The sequence below is a fragment of the Streptomyces sp. NPDC001068 genome (assembly GCF_042897315.1).
Classification (GTDB): domain Bacteria; phylum Actinomycetota; class Actinomycetes; order Streptomycetales; family Streptomycetaceae; genus Streptomyces.
Window position 1 is genome coordinate 938560 of sequence record NZ_JBIAYD010000001.1, and the last position, 17155, is coordinate 955714.

General features: G+C 73.3%; 15 protein-coding genes. 9 read left to right on the forward strand and 6 right to left on the reverse strand.

The window, feature by feature from the left end; translation table 11 throughout:
• Position 1: 1 nt before the first annotated feature.
• A complete protein-coding gene (gene hemG / locus ACFY3I_RS04115; RefSeq protein ID WP_390859224.1) occupies positions 2-1540 on the reverse strand; it encodes a protoporphyrinogen oxidase in 1539 nt (512 codons plus the stop codon).
• 154 nt (positions 1541-1694) lie between these two features.
• Between hemG and ACFY3I_RS04120 the strand changes: the two genes are divergently transcribed.
• Positions 1695-2573 (forward strand): DUF4349 domain-containing protein, encoded by an 879-nt coding sequence (locus ACFY3I_RS04120; protein WP_390859225.1) that lies wholly within the window; start codon positions 1695-1697, stop codon positions 2571-2573.
• 37 nt (positions 2574-2610) lie between these two features.
• A complete protein-coding gene (locus ACFY3I_RS04125; protein ID WP_390859226.1) occupies positions 2611-3996 on the forward strand; it encodes an FAD-dependent oxidoreductase in 1386 nt (461 codons plus the stop codon).
• 162 nt (positions 3997-4158) lie between these two features.
• On the opposite strand, the gene ACFY3I_RS04130 is transcribed toward ACFY3I_RS04125, so the two are convergent.
• Positions 4159-4461, reverse strand: coding sequence for a hypothetical protein (locus ACFY3I_RS04130; protein WP_390859227.1), 303 nt, complete (start codon positions 4459-4461; stop codon positions 4159-4161).
• Positions 4462-4592: 131 nt separating this feature from the next.
• Between ACFY3I_RS04130 and ACFY3I_RS04135 the strand changes: the two genes are divergently transcribed.
• Positions 4593-5417 carry a rhomboid family intramembrane serine protease gene (locus ACFY3I_RS04135; protein WP_390859228.1) on the forward strand — a complete coding sequence of 275 codons (825 nt, stop codon included), beginning with the start codon at positions 4593-4595 and terminating at the stop codon, positions 5415-5417.
• A gap of 9 nt (positions 5418-5426) precedes the next feature.
• On the opposite strand, the gene hemE is transcribed toward ACFY3I_RS04135, so the two are convergent.
• Complete coding sequence (gene hemE / locus ACFY3I_RS04140) at positions 5427-6494, reverse strand: uroporphyrinogen decarboxylase (protein WP_390859229.1); 1068 nt, start codon at positions 6492-6494, stop codon at positions 5427-5429.
• A gap of 106 nt (positions 6495-6600) precedes the next feature.
• Between hemE and ACFY3I_RS04145 the strand changes: the two genes are divergently transcribed.
• The 5 genes from ACFY3I_RS04145 (at position 6601) to ACFY3I_RS04165 (ending at position 13653) form a co-directional block, all read left to right on the forward strand.
• Entirely contained in the window at positions 6601-7278 is a 678-nt protein-coding gene (locus tag ACFY3I_RS04145; RefSeq protein WP_365292774.1) for a DUF3000 domain-containing protein, read from the forward strand.
• 272 nt (positions 7279-7550) lie between these two features.
• Positions 7551-8213, forward strand: a complete 663-nt coding sequence (locus ACFY3I_RS04150; RefSeq protein WP_129305965.1) for a response regulator transcription factor — start codon at positions 7551-7553, stop codon at positions 8211-8213.
• 194 nt (positions 8214-8407) lie between these two features.
• Positions 8408-9697, forward strand: coding sequence for an HRDC domain-containing protein (locus tag ACFY3I_RS04155; RefSeq protein WP_390859230.1), 1290 nt, complete (start codon positions 8408-8410; stop codon positions 9695-9697).
• Between the two features lie 612 nt (positions 9698-10309).
• Positions 10310-11527, forward strand: a complete 1218-nt coding sequence (locus tag ACFY3I_RS04160; protein WP_390859231.1) for a thiolase family protein — start codon at positions 10310-10312, stop codon at positions 11525-11527.
• Positions 11524-13653: a 3-hydroxyacyl-CoA dehydrogenase NAD-binding domain-containing protein gene (locus ACFY3I_RS04165; RefSeq protein WP_390859232.1), complete on the forward strand. Its 2130-nt coding sequence runs from the start codon at positions 11524-11526 to the stop codon at positions 13651-13653. The genes ACFY3I_RS04160 and ACFY3I_RS04165 overlap by 4 nt, the downstream gene beginning before the upstream one ends.
• An 88-nt stretch (positions 13654-13741) precedes the next feature.
• On the opposite strand, the gene ACFY3I_RS04170 is transcribed toward ACFY3I_RS04165, so the two are convergent.
• Positions 13742-14128, reverse strand: a complete 387-nt coding sequence (locus tag ACFY3I_RS04170; RefSeq protein ID WP_390859233.1) for a hypothetical protein — start codon at positions 14126-14128, stop codon at positions 13742-13744.
• 40 nt (positions 14129-14168) lie between these two features.
• Positions 14169-15185, reverse strand: coding sequence for a hypothetical protein (locus tag ACFY3I_RS04175; RefSeq protein WP_390859234.1), 1017 nt, complete (start codon positions 15183-15185; stop codon positions 14169-14171).
• Between the two features lie 66 nt (positions 15186-15251).
• On the opposite strand from ACFY3I_RS04175, the gene ACFY3I_RS04180 reads away from it, so the two are divergent.
• Positions 15252-15623: an NTP pyrophosphohydrolase gene (locus ACFY3I_RS04180; RefSeq protein WP_390859235.1), complete on the forward strand. Its 372-nt coding sequence runs from the start codon at positions 15252-15254 to the stop codon at positions 15621-15623.
• Positions 15624-15653: 30 nt separating this feature from the next.
• Here ACFY3I_RS04180 and ACFY3I_RS04185 read toward each other — a convergent pair whose 3' ends face one another.
• Positions 15654-17102, reverse strand: coding sequence for an ArnT family glycosyltransferase (locus ACFY3I_RS04185; protein ID WP_390859236.1), 1449 nt, complete (start codon positions 17100-17102; stop codon positions 15654-15656).
• Positions 17103-17155: the final 53 nt, after the last annotated feature.

The window sequence follows — 17155 nt, forward strand, 5'->3', positions numbered from 1 at the left end:
CCTATTCTCCCGCTCCGCCGTGCAGGCTCTGCACCGGGTTGGCGGTGAGCTCCCGGACGGCCGCCAGGTCACCGCCCAGCTGGTCGACGGCGGCGTACGCGCTCGCGATGCAGGCGGGGACGCCCACCCCGTCGTACGGGGCGCCGCAGACCGCCAGGCCGGGGACGGCGGCGACGTGCTCGCGGACGCGGGCCACGCGCGCGTGGTGTCCCACCGGGTACTGGGGCAGGCCGTCGGTCCAGCGGGTGACCCTGGTGGCGACCGGATCCGCGGCGAGGCCGGTGGCCGCGCGCAGGTCGTGGCGGGAGACGTCGACCAGACCGTCGTCCGCGCGGCCGAGCACCTCCGTCTCGCCGTACCGTCCGACCGAGGTGCGCACGACGACGACGTCCGGGTCCTCCTCGGCGATCCAGCCCCACTTGTGGGAGGCGAAGGTGGCGGCCTTGATGGTGCGGCCGTCGACGGGCGGCACCAGGAAGCCGCTGCCCTCGGGAAGGGCGAGGTCGGCGCGGCGGTAGGCGAGGGTGATCAGGGCCATCGAGGCGTACTCGACGGCGGACAGCTCGGCCGCGGCGGCGGGCGCCTCGGCGCGCAGCAGGACGGCGGCGGCGGGGGCCGGGACGGCGACCACCACGGCGTCCGCGTACCGCACCCGGCCCCCGGCGACGATCCGCCAGCCGGTGCGCGCGCCGCCGGGGGCACCCCCGGCCGCCGTACCCCCGTCGGCCGTCGCCGGGTCCCCGGCCGTCGCGGCACCCGCCCGCGCGGAGCCCGGTCCGACCCGGCGCAGTTCGGTGACCGGCGCCCCGGTGACGATCTCGCCGCCGCGCGCCCGCACCGACGCGGCCACGGCGAGCGGCAGGCTGCCGACGCCGCCCTCGATGCCCATGAAGACCGGGCCGGTCTGCCGGCCGGCGGCGGCCTTGGCCTGGATCTCGCGGACGGCCTCGGTCAGTGAGCCGTGCGTCCTGGCGGCCTGGTAGAGCTGCGGGACCGCCGAACGCATCGAGATGCGGTAGGCGTCGCCCGCGTAGACCCCGCCGAGCAGCGGCTCGACCAGCCGGTCGACGACCTCCCGGCCCAGCCGCCCGGCCACGTACTCGCCCACCGCGACGTCGTCGCCGACCTCGGTGCGGGGCAGGTCGGCGTCGCGCCCGATGCGTGCGAGGCCCTCCGCGGACAGCAGGCCGGACAGCGCGTCGGCGGTGCCGGGGACACCCATGACATGGCCCTTGGGCATGGGCCGCAGGGCGCCCCGGGTCCAGATGGAGGCCGTCGCGGTGGACGGCGGCCGCAACCGGTCCCCGAGACCCGCCTCACGCGCCAGACCGACCGCCTCGGGCCGGCGCGCCAGCAGCGACTCGGCGCCCAGGTCGACCCGTACGCCCGCGATCTCGCCGGGCAGCAGCTTGCCGCCGACGCGCTCCGAGGCCTCCAGCACGGTCACGCGCACGCCGCGCTCCAGCAGCCGGTGGGCCGCGGCGAGCCCCGCGATCCCGGCCCCGACGACGACGACCTGCCCGGTGTCCGTTGCGCTCATGGCCCCACTCTCTCAGACCCCTCCTGCGCTCCCGTCCCGGGCCGGTGACCGGCGCGCGTCCTGACCGTGACCGCATCGGGACCGGCGCGCCCGAACGCCCCGCACCACCCCGGCGTCGGAGGAGCGTCAGTAGTCACCACCCTCGGGGGGAACCATGCGACATCCCGTACGACCCGTCCTCGCCGGCGTCCTGCTGGCCGCGGCCCTCGTCCTCACCGGTTGCAGCGCCGACGGCTCCGGCGACACCGCCGACTCCAAGGCCGACGCGGGCGGCGCTGCCCAGGAGGCGGCGGGCCCGGCGAGCGCGAGCGCCAAGGACGTCGACGGCAGGGGCCCCGCCAAGGCGCCCACCCTCACGGCGAACCGCATCATCCGCACCGCCTCCCTGACCGTGCAGGTCAAGGACGTGCCCAAGGCCCTCGACGAGGCCCGTGGCACCGCCGAGAGCGCCGGCGGCTACGTCGGCGACGAGACCACCACCCGGGACACCGAGGGCCACGAGCGCACCCGGCTGGTCCTGCGCGTGCCCACCGAGCGCTACGACGACGTGCTCACCGGCCTCCAGGGCGCGGGCAAGCTCCTCGACCGCACCGCGAAGGCCCAGGACGTCACCGACCAGGTGGTGGACGTGGACAGCCGCGTCAAGTCGCAGCAGGCCAGCGTGGCCCGGGTCCGCGAGCTGATGGACCGGGCCACCAAGCTCGGTGACGTGGTCACCCTGGAAGGCGAACTGAGCAGCCGGGAGGCCGACCTGGAGGCGCTGCTCGCCCGGCAGGCGTCCCTGAAGGACCGCACGAGCCTGGCCACCATCACCCTGTCACTCACCCAGACACCTCCGGTGGCGGCGGCGAAGGACGACACGCCGGGGTTCACGGACGCGCTGGCGGGCGGCTGGCACGTCTTCGTCACCATGCTGCGCTGGATCGCGCTGGCGCTCGGCGCGGCCCTGCCGTTCGCGGCCCTGGCGGCCCTGGCCGCGCTCCTGTGGTGGCGGATCGTCCGGCGGCGCCGCACGCCCGGCGAGGAGGGCTGAGCAAGCCCGAAATTCCCTCGCCCCGTAGCGTGTTCGCATGGACATGAGCGGTGGACGCGAACGACTGGTGGTGATCGGCGGGGACGCCGCGGGCATGTCCGCGGCGTCCCAGGCACGCCGGCTGCGGGGACCGGACGAGCTGGAGATCGTGGCCTTCGAACGCGGCCACTTCAGCTCGTACTCGGCGTGCGGCATCCCGTACTGGGTCGGCGGCGACGTGGCGGCACGGGACGAACTGATCGCCCGCACGCCCGAGGAACACCGCTCGCGCGACATCGACCTGCGGATGCGCACCGAGATCACCTCGATCGACGTGGCCGGCAAGCGGGTACGCGCGCGTGACGTCGATTCCGGTGCCGAGTCCTGGACGTCGTACGACAAACTCGTCATCGGGACCGGCGCTCGGCCGATCCGCCCCGACATGCCGGGCGCGGACGCACCGGGGGTGCACGGCGTGCAGACCCTGGACGACGGCCAGGCCCTGCTCGACACGCTCTCCCGCACGCGGGGCCGGCGGGCGGTGGTCGTCGGCGCCGGGTACATCGGCGTCGAGATGGCCGAGGCGATGATCAACCGGGGCTACGAGGTGACGGTCGTCAACCGCGGCAGCGAGCCCATGTCCACGCTCGACCCCGACATGGGCCGCCTGGTGCGCGAGGCGATGGAGGGCCTCGGCATCACCATGGTCGCCGACGCCGAGGTCACCGAGGTGCTCACCGGCCCCGACGGCCGGGTCCGCGCGGTGGCCACGGAGGACGGCGAGTACCCGGCGGACGTGGTGATCCTCGGCATCGGCGTCCGCCCGGAGACGGAACTCACCCGGGCCGCGGGCCTGCCGCTCGGGAAGCACGGCGGACTCCTCACCGACCTGGCGATGCGGGTCCGCGGCCACCAGGACGTCTGGGCGGGCGGCGACTGCGTGGAGGTCCTGAACCTGGTCTCGGGACAGGAGCAGTACATCCCGCTGGGCACCCACGCCAACAAGCACGGCCAGGTCATCGGCACCAACGTGGGCGGCGGCTACGCCACCTTCCCGGGGGTCGTCGGCACGGCGGTGAGCAAGGTGTGCGACCTGGAGATCGCCCGCACCGGTCTGCGCGAGAAGGACGCGCTGCGGGCGGGCCTGCGGTTCGAGGCGGTCACCATCGAGTCCACGAGCCGCGCCGGGTACTACCCCGGCGCGAATCCCATGACGGTCAAGATGCTCGCGGAACGCCGCACCGGCCGCCTCCTGGGCGTCCAGATCGTGGGGCGGGAGGGCGCGGGCAAGCGGGTCGACATCGCCGCGGTGGCCCTGACCGCGAACATGACGGTGGAGCAGATGACGGCCCTGGACCTGGGCTACGCGCCCCCGTTCTCACCGGTGTGGGACCCGGTACTGGTGGCCGCGAGGAAAGCGGCCGCGAAGGTGCGAACGTCCTGAGAGGCGCCGGGGGCAGCGCCCCGGGGACGGCGGCCCGTGCCTCGTGAGACGCGCCAGGGACACCGGCTCAGGGGCGCGGGGAACGGTGCGACCGGCCCCCACGCACCCGCGGCCCGCGACGCGGCCTGCAGCCGCACCAGCGCCCGCGCCCCGCGACGGCGGTCAGCCCGTCCCGCTGATCCGCGGCAGCGAGGTGACCCCCGCACCACCGGGCGCGACCGCGGCGGCGGGCTGCTCGGCCCCCGGGCGCGCTGCGTGGGCCGCCGGCCGGGTCGAGCGCAGCCGGTTGCTCACCGCCTCGTCCAGCGTCACCGGCCGCTGCATCTGGGCCGCCAGCCGCCCCGCCTCCTGACCGAGCCGTGCCACGTCCTCCCAGGGCAGCCGTACGACGAGGGAGATCTCCGCCTCCCCGTCGGGCATGGCCTGCATCGGAGGGAATCCCTGGGAAGCAACCCGCTCGTTCATCGCCTGGTCCTCACGTCGCCGGAAACATCAGCCGAAGCTCATCGGTCGCAGGGACATACGCACCCGCGCGCGCCGACGTTCACCGGCCCGCTCCGCGCTTCGGGCGCCCCCGCCCTGGGCACTAGTGAGCTGTGGTCATCCCCGTCCATGACGTCAACCCGGTGCGGCGCACGCCGTACGTGACGTACGCGCTCATCGCCGCGAACGTCCTCGTCTTCCTGTTCACGCCCGGCATAGCCGGTTCCGTGGCGAGCGGCAGCGATCTGGCACAGCTGTGCCACCTGCAGGCCTTCACGGACCACTACGCGGCGGTGCCCAGGGAGTTGATCCACCATCAGCTGCCCCAGCTGGTCCCGACCGGCGCCGTGGGCATCGGCCGGAACGGCCCCGGCTGTGTCGTGGCACCGCCCGGGTACGACAAGTCCCCGGTGCTGTCGGTCTTCACGGCGATGTTCCTGCACGGCAGCTGGCTGCACCTGCTGGGCAACATGCTGTTCCTGCTGATCTTCGGCAACAACGTCGAGGACCGGATGGGCCACATCCGGTACTTCCTGTTCTACGTCGTCTGCGGCTACGCGGCCGGCTACGGCTTCGCCCTCGTCAACGACACCTCGGCGGACCCGCTGATCGGCGCCTCGGGTGCGATCGCCGGCGTCCTCGGCGCGTATCTCGTGCTCTATCCGAGGGCCAGGGTCTGGGTGCTGGTGCCGTTCCTGATCTTCCTGCCGCTACGGCTGCCGGCCTGGCTGGTGCTGGGCTTCTGGTTCGTGCTGCAGGCCGTGTACTCGTCCGGCGAGGGCGTCTCCGACGCCGGCACGGTCGCCTACGCGGCGCACATCGTCGGCTTCCTCGTCGGCATGCTGCTGGCCTGGCCGCTCAAGCCGGGCACCCCCCCGCCGCCGGAACCGCGCGGCCTGCTGTTCGGCAGGCGGGCCCGGCCCCGGCACGGCTGGTAGCGGACGGCGTCAGCGGGCCGTCTCGGTGTGGACGTACTCGACCAGCCGGGTCAGCGCGTCCGGGTCGGTGGACGGCATCACACCGTGGCCGAGGTTGAAGACGTGGCCTTCGAGACCGGCGGCCGCGTCGAGCACCTCGCGCGCCTTGGTCTCCACCGCGTCCTTGCCGGCGAACAGGACGGTCGGGTCGATGTTGCCCTGGAGCGCCTTGCCGGGTCCGACCCGGCGGGCGGCCTCGTCGAGCGGGACGCGCCAGTCGACGCCGACGACGTCCGCGCCGGCCTGGCCCATGAGGTTCAGCAGCTCGCCGGTGCCGACGCCGAAGTGGATGCGCGGGACGCCGTAGCCGGAGACGGCGTCGAAGACCTTCGCGGACGCGGGCAGCACCGAACGGCGGTAGTCGGCGGGGGCCAGCGCGCCGGCCCAGGAGTCGAAGAGCTGCACCGCCGAGGCGCCGGCCTCGATCTGCACCTTGAGGAAGGCGGCCGTGATGTCGGCGAGGCGGTCGAGCAGGTCGGCCCAGAGGTCGGGGTCGCCGTACATCATCGCCTTGGCGTTCTCGTACGTGCGCGAGGGGCCGCCCTCGACGAGGTAGCTCGCGAGGGTGAACGGGGCGCCGGCGAAGCCGATCAGCGGGGTCGGGCCCAGCTCGCGGGTGAGCATCCCGATCGCCTCGGTGACGTACGAGACGTCCTCGGGGGTCAGGTCGCGGAGCCGGGCGAGGTCGGCGCGGGTGCGGATCGGCTGCGCGACGACCGGTCCGACGCCGGGCTTGATGTCGAGGTCGACACCGATGGCCTTGAGCGGGACGACGATGTCGCTGAAGTAGATCGCCGCGTCCACGTCGTGCCGGCGGACGGGCTGGAGCGTGATCTCGGTGACCAGCTCGGGCCGCATGCACGACTCCAGCATGGCGATGCCCTCGCGCACCTTGCGGTACTCCGGCAGCGAGCGCCCGGCCTGACGCATGAACCACACGGGTGTGTGCGGCACGGGTTCACGCCTGCACGCCTTCAGGAAGGCACTGTCGTACGTCGCTGTCGGCTGCTGGCCCGCGGGGCTCCCGTTCGCACTCACGACGGCAAGTCTCGCACGCCCGTGAACGGGGCGTGGCCGCGGCCCGGCGGGGCCTTGGTGGTGTCTCTCCCTGCGCGAAGGCGTCGTTCCCCTTACTCTTCCCCGCATGGCTGCGGCTCAGGGACGACTGTCGGACGGCGCTGGCGGGACGGGCGAGGGGAAGGGCACCGAGGAGGGCGAAGGACACAAGGGGAGTACGGCTCCGCCGGCCTTCCGGGCCGCGGTCGACGCGCTGCGGGGCGCCCGGCTGCGGCCGCAGGTCGAGGTGGAACCGACGCCCGCACCGCAGCGTCTGGCCCCGTTCGCGTACGCCGTGGAGGCGGCGGTGGTGGACGGCGAGCAGGACCTCGCCGACGGCCGTCTCGTGCTGCTGCACGACCCGGCCGGGCACGACGCGTGGCGCGGGACGTTCCGGCTGGTCACGCTGGTGCGCGCGGAGCTTGAGCCGGAGATGGCGGCCGATCCGCTGCTGCCGGACGTCTGCTGGTCGTGGCTGACCGGCGCGCTGCAGGCACGCGGCCTGTCGTACGGGGAGCCGAGCGGGACCGTCACACGGGCCAGTTCGCACTACTTCGGCGGCCTGTCGGAGCGGCCCGCCGCCTCGCAGATCGAGATCCGGGCCTCCTGGACGCCCCGGGAGGGCCGCGCCGGGGTCCCCGACACCGCCGCGCACCTGACCTCCTGGTGCGATCTGCTGGCGCAGGTGGCGGGGCTGCCGCCGGCCGCGCCGGGCGACGCCTCGGTGGTCACGCTGCCGCAGCGCCGGGATCCGCAGGCGCGCTAGCCGCCGCGCGCCGGGGCGCGTCGACTCACCCTTCATTGACCATCTCTTTGTCGATACGGCCACTTTCTGTCCCGTACGGCAACAGCCCGAACCGATTCGATCTTCGGATGATCGATCGCGTGTCCGAATTGCACGGATTATTGCTCACTAAATCGTGATCATTCTCTAAAGGCGGACGGGTTTGATGCCGAAGACGACTGTGACCTTGAAAGCACGGTTCGTCCCGGCTTCTTCCCCACAAGCCGGCCCCGTCCCCCACCCCAGGAGGCCTGGTGTCCGTTCTCCTTGAGCAGCCCGCAAGCCTGGTCGCCTACCGCCCGAACAAGCCCACCGCCATGGTGGTCGTGGCCGACCCGCGCGTCCGCTCCACCGTCACCCGCCACCTGTGGGCGCTCGGTGTGCGCGACGTCATCGAGGCCTCGTCCGTCGCGGAGGCTCGTCCCCGCATCGGCAACCCCCGCGACATCTGCGTCGCCGACGTCCACCTCCCCGACGGCTCCGGCCTCACCCTCCTGTCCGAGACCCGCGCCGCGGGCTGGCCCAACGGCCTGGCCCTCTCCGCCGCCGACGACATCGGCGCCGTGCGCAACGCCCTGGCCGGCGGCGTCAAGGGCTACGTCGTCACCGGCACCCGCACCAACATCGGGCTCCCCACCCGGCCGGGTGCCGCACCCATCGGTTCCGCCGCCGCCCGCATGCACCGCCGCCCCCCGGGTGCCCCGAGCCACCCGGGCGGCTACCGCGAGCTCTCCGGCCGCGAGGTCGAGGTGCTCCGGCTGGTCGCGGAGGGCCAGTCCAACAAGGCCATCGGCGTCTCGATGGGTCTGTCCGCCCTCACCGTCAAGAGCCACCTGGCCCGCATCGCCCGCAAGCTCGGCACGGGCGACCGTGCCGGCATGGTCGCCGTCGCCCTGCGCACCGGCATCATCCACTGACCGACCGTCCGTCCCGCACTCCACCGTTCGGCGACGTGAGCCGGACCGGCCGCCGGTCCACCGTCACGACTGCGGCGGCGTCCCCCGTTCGTGGACCTGATCTTTCACCGAGCTGACTGGTTTACGACCCCCCGGGGCCCGTCGACGGAACGTTCCGTCGACGGGCCCCGTCCACACACGGATACCCTTGACATGTGACCGACGCCCAAGACACCGCAGCAGACAGCACACTGCGCACCACCGGGGGCACTCCCCCGGACGACGCCGGATCTTCTGCGACGGAGGCGCCGGTTCCCTTGCTGGAGCCGCGTGAGGGCATTCCTCCCGTGATCACCGACGAGGTGGCCCTCGCCCGCGTGATCGCCGCGTTCGCCGCCGGCTCCGGCCCGGTCGCCGTCGACGCCGAACGGGCGTCCGGCTACCGCTACGGACAGCGCGCCTACCTCGTCCAGCTGCGCCGCGAGGGCGCCGGGACCGCGCTGATCGACCCCGTCGCCTGCCCCGACCTGTCCGGCCTCGGCGAGGCACTGTCCGGCGTCGAGTGGGTGCTGCACGCGGCCACCCAGGACCTGCCCTGCCTGCGCGAGATAGGCATGGTGCCCAGCAGCCTGTTCGACACCGAGCTGGCCGGGCGGCTCGCCGGGTTCCCTCGGGTCGGACTCGGCGCGATGGTCGAGAGCGTCCTCGGCTTCGTCCTGGAGAAGGGCCACTCCGCGGTCGACTGGTCGACCCGGCCGCTGCCCGAGCCCTGGCTGCGCTACGCGGCTCTCGACGTCGAACTGCTCGTCGATCTGCGGGACGCGCTGGAGAAGGAGCTGGACCGGCAGGGGAAGCTGGAGTGGGCCAGGCAGGAGTTCGACGCGATCGCGTCCGCGCCGCCGGCCGAGCCGAGGAAGGACCCCTGGCGCCGGACGTCCGGCATGCACAAGGTGCGCCGGCGGCGGCAGCTGGGCGTGGTGCGGGAGCTGTGGGAGACGCGGGACCGGATCGCGCAGAAGCGGGACGTGTCGCCCGGCAAGGTGCTCAGTGACGCGGCCATCGTGGAGGCGGCGCTCGCCCTGCCCGCCAACGTGCACGCCCTGGCGGGACTGAACGGCTTCGGGCACCGGATGGGACGGCGGCAGCTGGAGCAGTGGCAGGCGTCGGTGGACCGGGCCAAGGCACTGCCGGACGCCGGGCTGCCGCTGCCGGGGCAGCCGCTGACCGGGCCGCCGCCGCCGCGGGCGTGGGCCGACAAGGACCCCGAGGCCGCCGCCCGGCTCTCCGCCGCGCGCGCCGCGGTGTCGGCGCTGGCCGAGCGGCTCACCATGCCCCAGGAGAACCTGATCACCCCGGACACGGTGCGCAGGCTGTGCTGGGAGCCGCCGAAGACCGTCGACGCCCAGACCGTGGGATCGGCTCTGGTCGGGTACGGGGCCCGGCCCTGGCAGGTGGAACAGGTGACACCGGCGCTCGTGACGGCACTGGCTGCACCGACCGCCTGAACCGGGGCGCCCGGGCGGTGCTCCTTGCGTCCTCACCGGGTCCGGGCGTGAACGCGTCCGGACGGACCCGGGTCGGGCGTGAACGCGTGCGGGCGGACCGGGTCGGGCGTGAACGCGTCCGGACGGATCCGGTTCCGGTTCCGGGCAGGCGTGCCAGGGCGCTGCCGGACACCCGGTGTACACGATGATCCCGGTGCTTCCCGTCGGTGCCGAACGGGCGGAACCGTTCGCCGGCGCGTGCCCGCCCGGCCGCGCGCGACGGGGCTGTCCGGCCCGCTCGGCGTGCGGTGGGGACCGGTCACCACCCGGTCGGCGTACCCGGCCGGCGACGGACTTCCGGCACGGCTCCACATGGCTCAAAACGGCGCGGTCGCCGGCCTCCGGGCAGGAACTCCCCCGAGCCCCGGGCGCCGGGGCCGCGCGCGGCCGGAACCGGGGCGTCGAGATCACGCCAAGGTTCGGGGGACGGCGCGCGGAGGCACCCGGACATGTGACCTTCGCCGCTCCCGCCGCCAGGGGTGGGCAGTCACGTTACTCATAAGTAGCATGGGCCTGAGCGCGCGCTCAGCGCATCGCAGCAGTGCCATCCCGCACCCTGGAGGAGAGCCAATCGTGCCTCGTACCGTCAGGGATGTCGTCTTCGTCGACGGCGTCCGCACCCCGTTCGGCAAGGCGGGCCCGAAGGGCATCTACCACGAGACCCGTGCCGACGACCTCGTCGTGAAGGCGATCCGGGAGCTGCTGCGCCGCAACCCCGGGCTGGACACCAAGAAGATCGACGAGGTCGCCATCGCCGCGACCACCCAGATCGGTGACCAGGGCCTGACCATCGGCCGTACCGCGGGCATCCTCGCGGGCCTGCCGACCTCCGTGCCCGGCTACTCCATCGACCGCATGTGCGCCGGCGCCCTGACCGCCGTCACCACGGTCGCCGGTTCCGTCGCCTTCGGCGCGTACGACGTCGCCATCGCCGGCGGTGTCGAGCACATGGGCCGCCACCCGATGGGCGAGGGCGTCGACCCGAACCCGCGGTTCGTCAGCGAGAAGCTGGTCGACGAGTCGGCGCTGTTCATGGGCATGACCGCCGAGAACCTGCACGACCGGTACCCGCAGATCACCAAGGAGCGCGCGGACGAGTACGCGGTCCGCTCCCAGGAGAAGGCCGCCAAGGCGTACGCCGACGGCAAGATCCAGGCCGACCTGGTGCCGATCTCGGTGCGCCGGACCAACCCCGAGGGCGGCGAGACCGGCTGGGGTCTGGTCACCGCCGACGAGCCGATGCGCCCGGGGACCACCCTGGAGAACCTGGCCGGTCTGAAGACGCCGTTCCGCGTGCACGGCCGGGTCACCGCCGGCAACGCGGCCGGTCTGAACGACGGCGCCACCGCCTCGCTGATCGCCTCCGAGGACTTCGCCCGCGAGAACAACCTGCCGGTCAAGATGCGACTCGTGTCGTACTCCTTCGCCGGTGTGGAGCCCGAGGTCATGGGCTACGGCCCGATCCCGGCCACCGAGAAGGCGCTCGCCCAGGCCGGGCTGAGCATCTCCGACATCGGTCTGTTCGAGATCAACGAGGCCTTCGCCGTGCAGGTACTGGCCTTCCTGGAGCACTACGGCATCGCGGACGACGACGAGCGCGTCAACCAGTACGGCGGCGCGATCGCCTTCGGTCACCCGCTCGCCTCCTCGGGTGTGCGTCTGATGACGCAGCTGGCCCGCCAGTTCGAGGAGCACCCGAACGTCCGCTACGGCCTGAACACCATGTGCGTCGGCTTCGGCATGGGCGCGACGGTCATCTGGGAGAACCCGCACTTCGAGGGGGACAAGTGAGCGCCACCACCGAGCTTCTGAAGCAGGCTTCGGACCTGTTCCCCGACGAGGTCGTGACGTCCGCGCACGTCCGCCACTTCGACCTGCCGTCGGGGGCCGGCCGCTTCGCGCTGATCACCCTCGACAACGGCCTGGACCACACCAAGCCGACCACCTTCGGCCCGGCGTCGCTCGCGAACCTCGACGCCGCCATCGACCAGGTGGAGAAGGAGGCGGCCGACGGCACGATCGTCGGTGTCGGCATCACCGGCAAGCCGTTCATCTTCGCGGTCGGCGCCGACCTCAAGGGCGTCGAGCTGCTGAAGAACCACGAGGACGCGCTCGCCATCGGCAAGGGCGGCCACGAGGTCTTCAAGCGCCTCGCGGGCCTGGCCGTGCCGACCTTCGCCTACTACAACGGTGCCGCCATGGGCGGTGGCGTCGAGGTCGGTCTGCACTGCACGTACCGGACCGTCTCGAAGGCCATCCCGGCGTTCTCGCTGCCCGAGGTCTTCCTCGGTCTGGTCCCGGGCTGGGGCGGCTGCGCGCTGCTGCCGAACCTGATCGGCGCCGAGAAGGCCGTCTCGGTCATCATCGAGAACAGCCTGAACCAGAACAAGCAGCTCAAGGGGCAGCAGGTCTTCGACCTCGGCATCGCCGACGCCCTGTTCGAGGGTGCCGACTTCCTGGAGCAGTCGCTGATCTGGACCGCCGAGGTCCTCAAGGGCGGCATCGAGGTCGAGCGTCCGGTGATCGACCGCGGTGAGGCCTGGGACCAGGCCGTCGCCAAGGGCCGCTTCATCGCGGACTCGAAGGTGCACGGCGCCGCTCCGGCCGCCTACCGCGCCCTGGACATCATCGCGGCCGCCAAGAGCGGCGACCTCCAGCAGGGCTACGACGCCGAGGACAAGGCGCTCGCCGACCTGATCATGGGCGGTGAACTGCGCGCCGGCATCTACGCGTTCAACCTGGTGCAGAAGCGCGGCAAGCGTCCGGCGGGCGCGCCGGACAAGAACCTGGCGCGTCCGGTCACCAAGGTCGGTGTCGTCGGCGCCGGTCTGATGGCCTCCCAGCTCGCGCTGCTCTTCCTGCGCCGCCTGGAGGTGCCGGTCGTGCTGACCGACATCGACCAGGAGCGCGTCGACAAGGGTGTGGGCTACGTCCACGCCGAGATCGACAAGCTGCTCGGCAAGGGCCGCGTCAACCAGGACAAGGCCAACCGCCTCAAGGCCCTGGTCACCGGTGTGCTGGACAAGGCCGAGGGCTTCTCCGACGCCGACTTCGTCATCGAGGCGGTCTTCGAGGAGATCGGCGTCAAGCAGCAGGTGTTCGCAGAGGTCGAGGCGGTCGCCCCGGCGCACGCGATCCTCGCCACCAACACCTCCTCGCTGTCGGTGTCCGAGATGGCGTCGAAGCTCAAGCACCCCGAGCGGGTCGTGGGCTTCCACTTCTTCAACCCGGTCGCGATCCTCCCGCTCCTGGAGATCGTGCGCGGCGAGCGGACCGACGACGCCTCCCTGGCGACCGCGTTCGCCGTCGCCAAGAAGCTGAAGAAGACCGCGGTGCTGGTGAAGGACGCCCCGGCGTTCGTCGTCAACCGCATCCTGACCCGCTTCATGGGCGAGATCCAGAACGTCATCGACGAGGGCACCCCGGTCGAGGTCGCGGAGAAGGCGGTCGAGCCGCTCGGTCTGCCGATGTCCCCGCTGGTGCTCCTGGAGCTGGTCGGCCCCGCCATCGGCCTGCACGTCTCGGAGACCCTCAACCGGGCCTTCCCGGACCGCTTCACGGTCTCCCCGAACCTCGCGGCCGTCGTGAAGGCGGGCAAGCGCGGCTTCTACGTGTACGACAGCGGGAAGCCGGAGCTGGACCCGGAGGTCGCCGCGCTGCTGAAGCAGGGCGACACCGTTCTCAGCGAGGAGCAGGTCCGTGACCGCGTCCTGGACGCCGTCGCCCAGGAGATCGGGCTGATGCTCGACGAGGGTGCCGTCGCCGAGGCGCAGGACATCGACCTCTGCCTGATCACGGGCGCCGGCTGGCCCTTCCACCTGGGCGGCCTCACGCCGTACCTGGACCGCGAGGGTGTCTCCGAGCGCGTGAACGGCAAGAAGTTCCTGGCGCCGGGCGTGGCGAGCGTCCCGGCGTAGCCCCGTCCGCACGGACCCGATGCCCGGCACACCGACTGGTGCGCCGGGCATCGGTGCGTCGGGCATCGGTGCGCCGGCCTCGTCCGCTTCAGGCGGGCGGGGCCGCCTCCGTGTGGACGACGCTCAGTTCGGTGCCGTCGAGGTCGCGGCGGGAGCGGCCCAGGATGCCGACGGCCAGGTGGGAGGGGTCCTCGGGATCGTCGCGCGGCACGAAGGTGACGACGTCCGGATGGTGGCTCGTCACCAGCCAGCCGTCGTCCTGCTGGAGTTCGAGCACCCGGAAGTCACCCGCGCTGGTGTTGACCTGCAGGGGGCCGAACTCGCGGAGAATACCGACGGCCTGCTCGGCGATGTCACCGGCGGGGTGTTCGAGGACCACGCAGGTGCCGTGCTCGAACAGCACCCATGACTTGCCGGAGCCGGTGAGCAGACGCCGCCAGGCGTCTATGAGTGTCTGGCTTTCCACGGTGGCCATCATGGCGCACGCGCACCGTCCGTGACGGCCCAGGGCCGTGTCAGACCTCTCGCCAGGCCTCCAGGGCCAGCCCCGGCTCGGCCTTGCGGCGGGTGATCAGGAACTGGCCGGCGGACGGGGAGAGGGCCACCGCGGTGACCCGGTCGTCCTCGTCCGTGGTCAGGGCGACCGTGGCGTCGGCCGGAAGCTGCGGGCCCGACTCGGTCCACCAGGCGCCGGCCCCCTCGTCCTCGGTGGGGTAGGCGGCGAAGGCCACCCGGCCGCTGGAAGAGCGCTGGGCGAGCAGGGTGCAGTCGTGTCCGTCGAGTTCGCAGCGGACCGCCGCGACCGGTCCGGGGCCGGCGCAGGGCAGCAGCCGGCGCGGCTCGCCGCCGGGACGCCAGGCGCACAGGTCGCCGGACTCGTCGCCGTAGTAGAGGGTCGTGTTCCCGGGGGAGGTGGCGAGGGCGGCGAGGGTGCCCGGACGGACCGGGGTCTCGACCGTCTCCAGCAGCACGGGCGGCTTGCCCGCCTCCTGCTGGCGCCAGTGCACGATCCCGCCCGGCACGGCCGCGTACACCTCCACCCGCCCCGACTCACCGGTCACCGCGGCGAGCCCGTCCTCCACGAGCCGGCCCTTCAGATCACGCCACGGCTCCCAGCCGCCCTTCTCCTTCTGGGCGGCCATGCTCACCCCGCGTCCCCGGTTGCGGACGAAGACATGGGCCCGGCCCCGCGCGTCCACCGCGACGGCCGGGGCGCCGGTGACCTCGCCCTTCTTTCCGGGGTGGCCTATGGACTGCCAGTCCAGGGCGGCCAGATGGGGACGGTAGTGGGTGGAGTGGACCAGGCCCGACTCCCCTTGCCCGGTGGGCCGCCAGGCGACCAGGTGAGCGTACCCGTCGGCGCTCCGGCCCACCGAGAAGCCGGGGTGCAGCCGTTGGCCGCCGCCCATCCGCCGAGGGGCGCCCCAGGGGCCGCCGGGACCGCGTTCCGCCCGGCACAGCAGGGCGTCGCCCGACGGCAGATAGACACTGAGCCGGCCGTCGCGGCCGCGGAGGAGCCAGTCGCCGTTCACCGCCTCACTCTAAGCGGGGGGCCGTTCGGGGCAGTGGCCCGGCCCCTGGCGTGCGAGGCTGGTGGCATGGATGACGAAGCTCCGCTGCTGGTGATCGTCGACGGCGCGAACGTCGTGGGGTCACGGCCGGACGGCTGGTGGCGGGACCGCAAGGGGGCCGCCGAGCGGTTGCGTGACCGGCTGGCCGAGCGGGGCCTGCCCGGCCACCCCACCCCGGTGGAGCTGGTGCTCGTCGTCGAGGGCGCGGCCCGGGGTGTGGCGTCGGTGCCCGGGGTGCGCGTGGAACCGGCGTCCGGCAGCGGCGACGACCGGATCGTGGAGCTGACCGCCGAGGATCCCGGCCGCCCCCGTCTCGTCGTCACCGCCGACCGTGAACTGCGCGGCAGAGTGAGCGAGCTGGGTGCCGAGGTGATCGGCCCGAGCGCGCTGCTCCGCTGAACGGGGCGCGCCCGGCGGGCCGTTCCCGGCCTACTCCCCCGGCACCCGGGCGTACACCACCGCTCCGTCGACCTCGTCCACCTGCTCGTAGCCGGCCATGAGCAGGCGGCGCAGGGTGGGGACCCGGTCGGGTCCGTACGGCTTGCCCCGGGAGTCGTCGACCACCAGGTCCGGCGCCCGGTCGGCCAGCTCGGCGCGGAAGACCGGCCAGGTGCCCTCGACGGCGTACTTCTCACCGACCTCCGGGCCGTCCCGGCCGCCGCTGAAGTTGGTGAGCAGTCCGGCGGTCAGATAGCGGGTGGCGGGGGCACGGTCGGCGAGCCAGTACGTCTCCGGGTGTATGCCCCACACCAGCACCCGGTCGCCCGGCTGGGTGCGGTGGGCGAGGGCGGTCGCCAGCCGCTGGGCGTGCGCGAGTTCGGGGCGGGGAGCCAGGAGTCCCCACGCCAGGAAGAGGGCGCAGACGCAGGCCGAGGTGCGGACGGCGACCGCGGTCCGCTCCCGCGGCAGGACCTGGAGCGCGGCCGTGGCCAGCAGCGCGAGCGGCGGGGTGAGCTGCAGGAAGTAGTGGCCGAAGAAGTGGAAGCCGACGGTGACGGCGACCGCGGACGCCGCCAGCCACAGCCAGAGGTCGGCGGCACCGGTTCGGGCGATGCGCAGGGCGCGCGCGACCGGCGGGAGCAGCCCCGCGCAGGCCGTGGCGAGGATCGCGCTGTTGGTCAACGCCCTGACCAGGACGTGGAGTTCGGAGCCGGTGAAGGAGGCGTAGGCGCCGGAGCCGGTGACCGTCCAGAAGGCGAAGCCGGCCGGGTCGGTGACCAGGGCCGCGCCCAGGACAGGCAGGGCGACGCCGGCCGCCAGCCGGAGCGGGCTCGCGCGCGGGCCGCCGTACCGGTTGAGCAGGTAGACCACCGGCAGCAGGACCGCGCCGCCGGTCTGCTTGGTGAGCAGTGCGCAGGCGACGGCGACGCCGGCGGCGCCCCAGCGGCGGCGGTCGGCGCACCACATCGCGGCGGCCGTGGCGGGCAGTATGAACACCTCGAAGGTGGCCGCCTGCGCGTCCTCGGGGTTCAGGCCGACGGAGACCAGCAGGTACAGCGCCCCCGCGGTGCGCCCCGCGCTGTCGCCCCACCGGCCCCGGGCGATCGACGCGAGCGTCACGGCGGTGGCCAGCTGGGCGAGCACGGCGAGCACCCGCACCGGGGTCAGCGATCCGGATCCGAAGACCCCGAAGACCGCCTCGTACAGCCACGGCAGCAGCGGCGGCTTGCGGTCCACGACCGTCTCGTAGAGCTGCCCGCCACGCGCCAGTATGCGGGCCTGAACGGCGAGATAGCCCTCGTCCGGGTTCCACAGCCGCCCCAGGAAGGACGGCACCCGGGTCACGCAGGCCAGGGCGGCGAGCAGGGGCAGCAGCCGCGTCCAGTACCCCTTCCCTGCGACTACGGACCGTGGCGGGGCGAGGGGCGCGAGAAGCATGGAGAGCACGCTATCCGGCCCCGCAGTCCCACCCGGACGGGACATACGGGGCC

Excerpts from the sequence above, each read along its gene's own strand:
- ACFY3I_RS04120 (WP_390859225.1), top strand. The coding sequence starts at position 1,695 with ATGCGACATCCCGTACGACCCGTCCTCGCCGGCGTCCTGCTGGCCGCG.
- ACFY3I_RS04180 (WP_390859235.1), top strand. The coding sequence starts at position 15,252 with ATGGATGACGAAGCTCCGCTGCTGGTGATCGTCGACGGCGCGAACGTC.
- ACFY3I_RS04145 (WP_365292774.1), top strand. The coding sequence starts at position 6,601 with ATGGCTGCGGCTCAGGGACGACTGTCGGACGGCGCTGGCGGGACGGGC.
- ACFY3I_RS04170 (WP_390859233.1), bottom strand. The coding sequence starts at position 14,128 with ATGGCCACCGTGGAAAGCCAGACACTCATAGACGCCTGGCGGCGTCTG.
- ACFY3I_RS04125 (WP_390859226.1), top strand. The coding sequence starts at position 2,611 with ATGGACATGAGCGGTGGACGCGAACGACTGGTGGTGATCGGCGGGGAC.
- hemG (WP_390859224.1), bottom strand. The coding sequence starts at position 1,540 with ATGAGCGCAACGGACACCGGGCAGGTCGTCGTCGTCGGGGCCGGGATC.
- ACFY3I_RS04130 (WP_390859227.1), bottom strand. The coding sequence starts at position 4,461 with ATGAACGAGCGGGTTGCTTCCCAGGGATTCCCTCCGATGCAGGCCATG.
- ACFY3I_RS04185 (WP_390859236.1), bottom strand. The coding sequence starts at position 17,102 with ATGCTTCTCGCGCCCCTCGCCCCGCCACGGTCCGTAGTCGCAGGGAAG.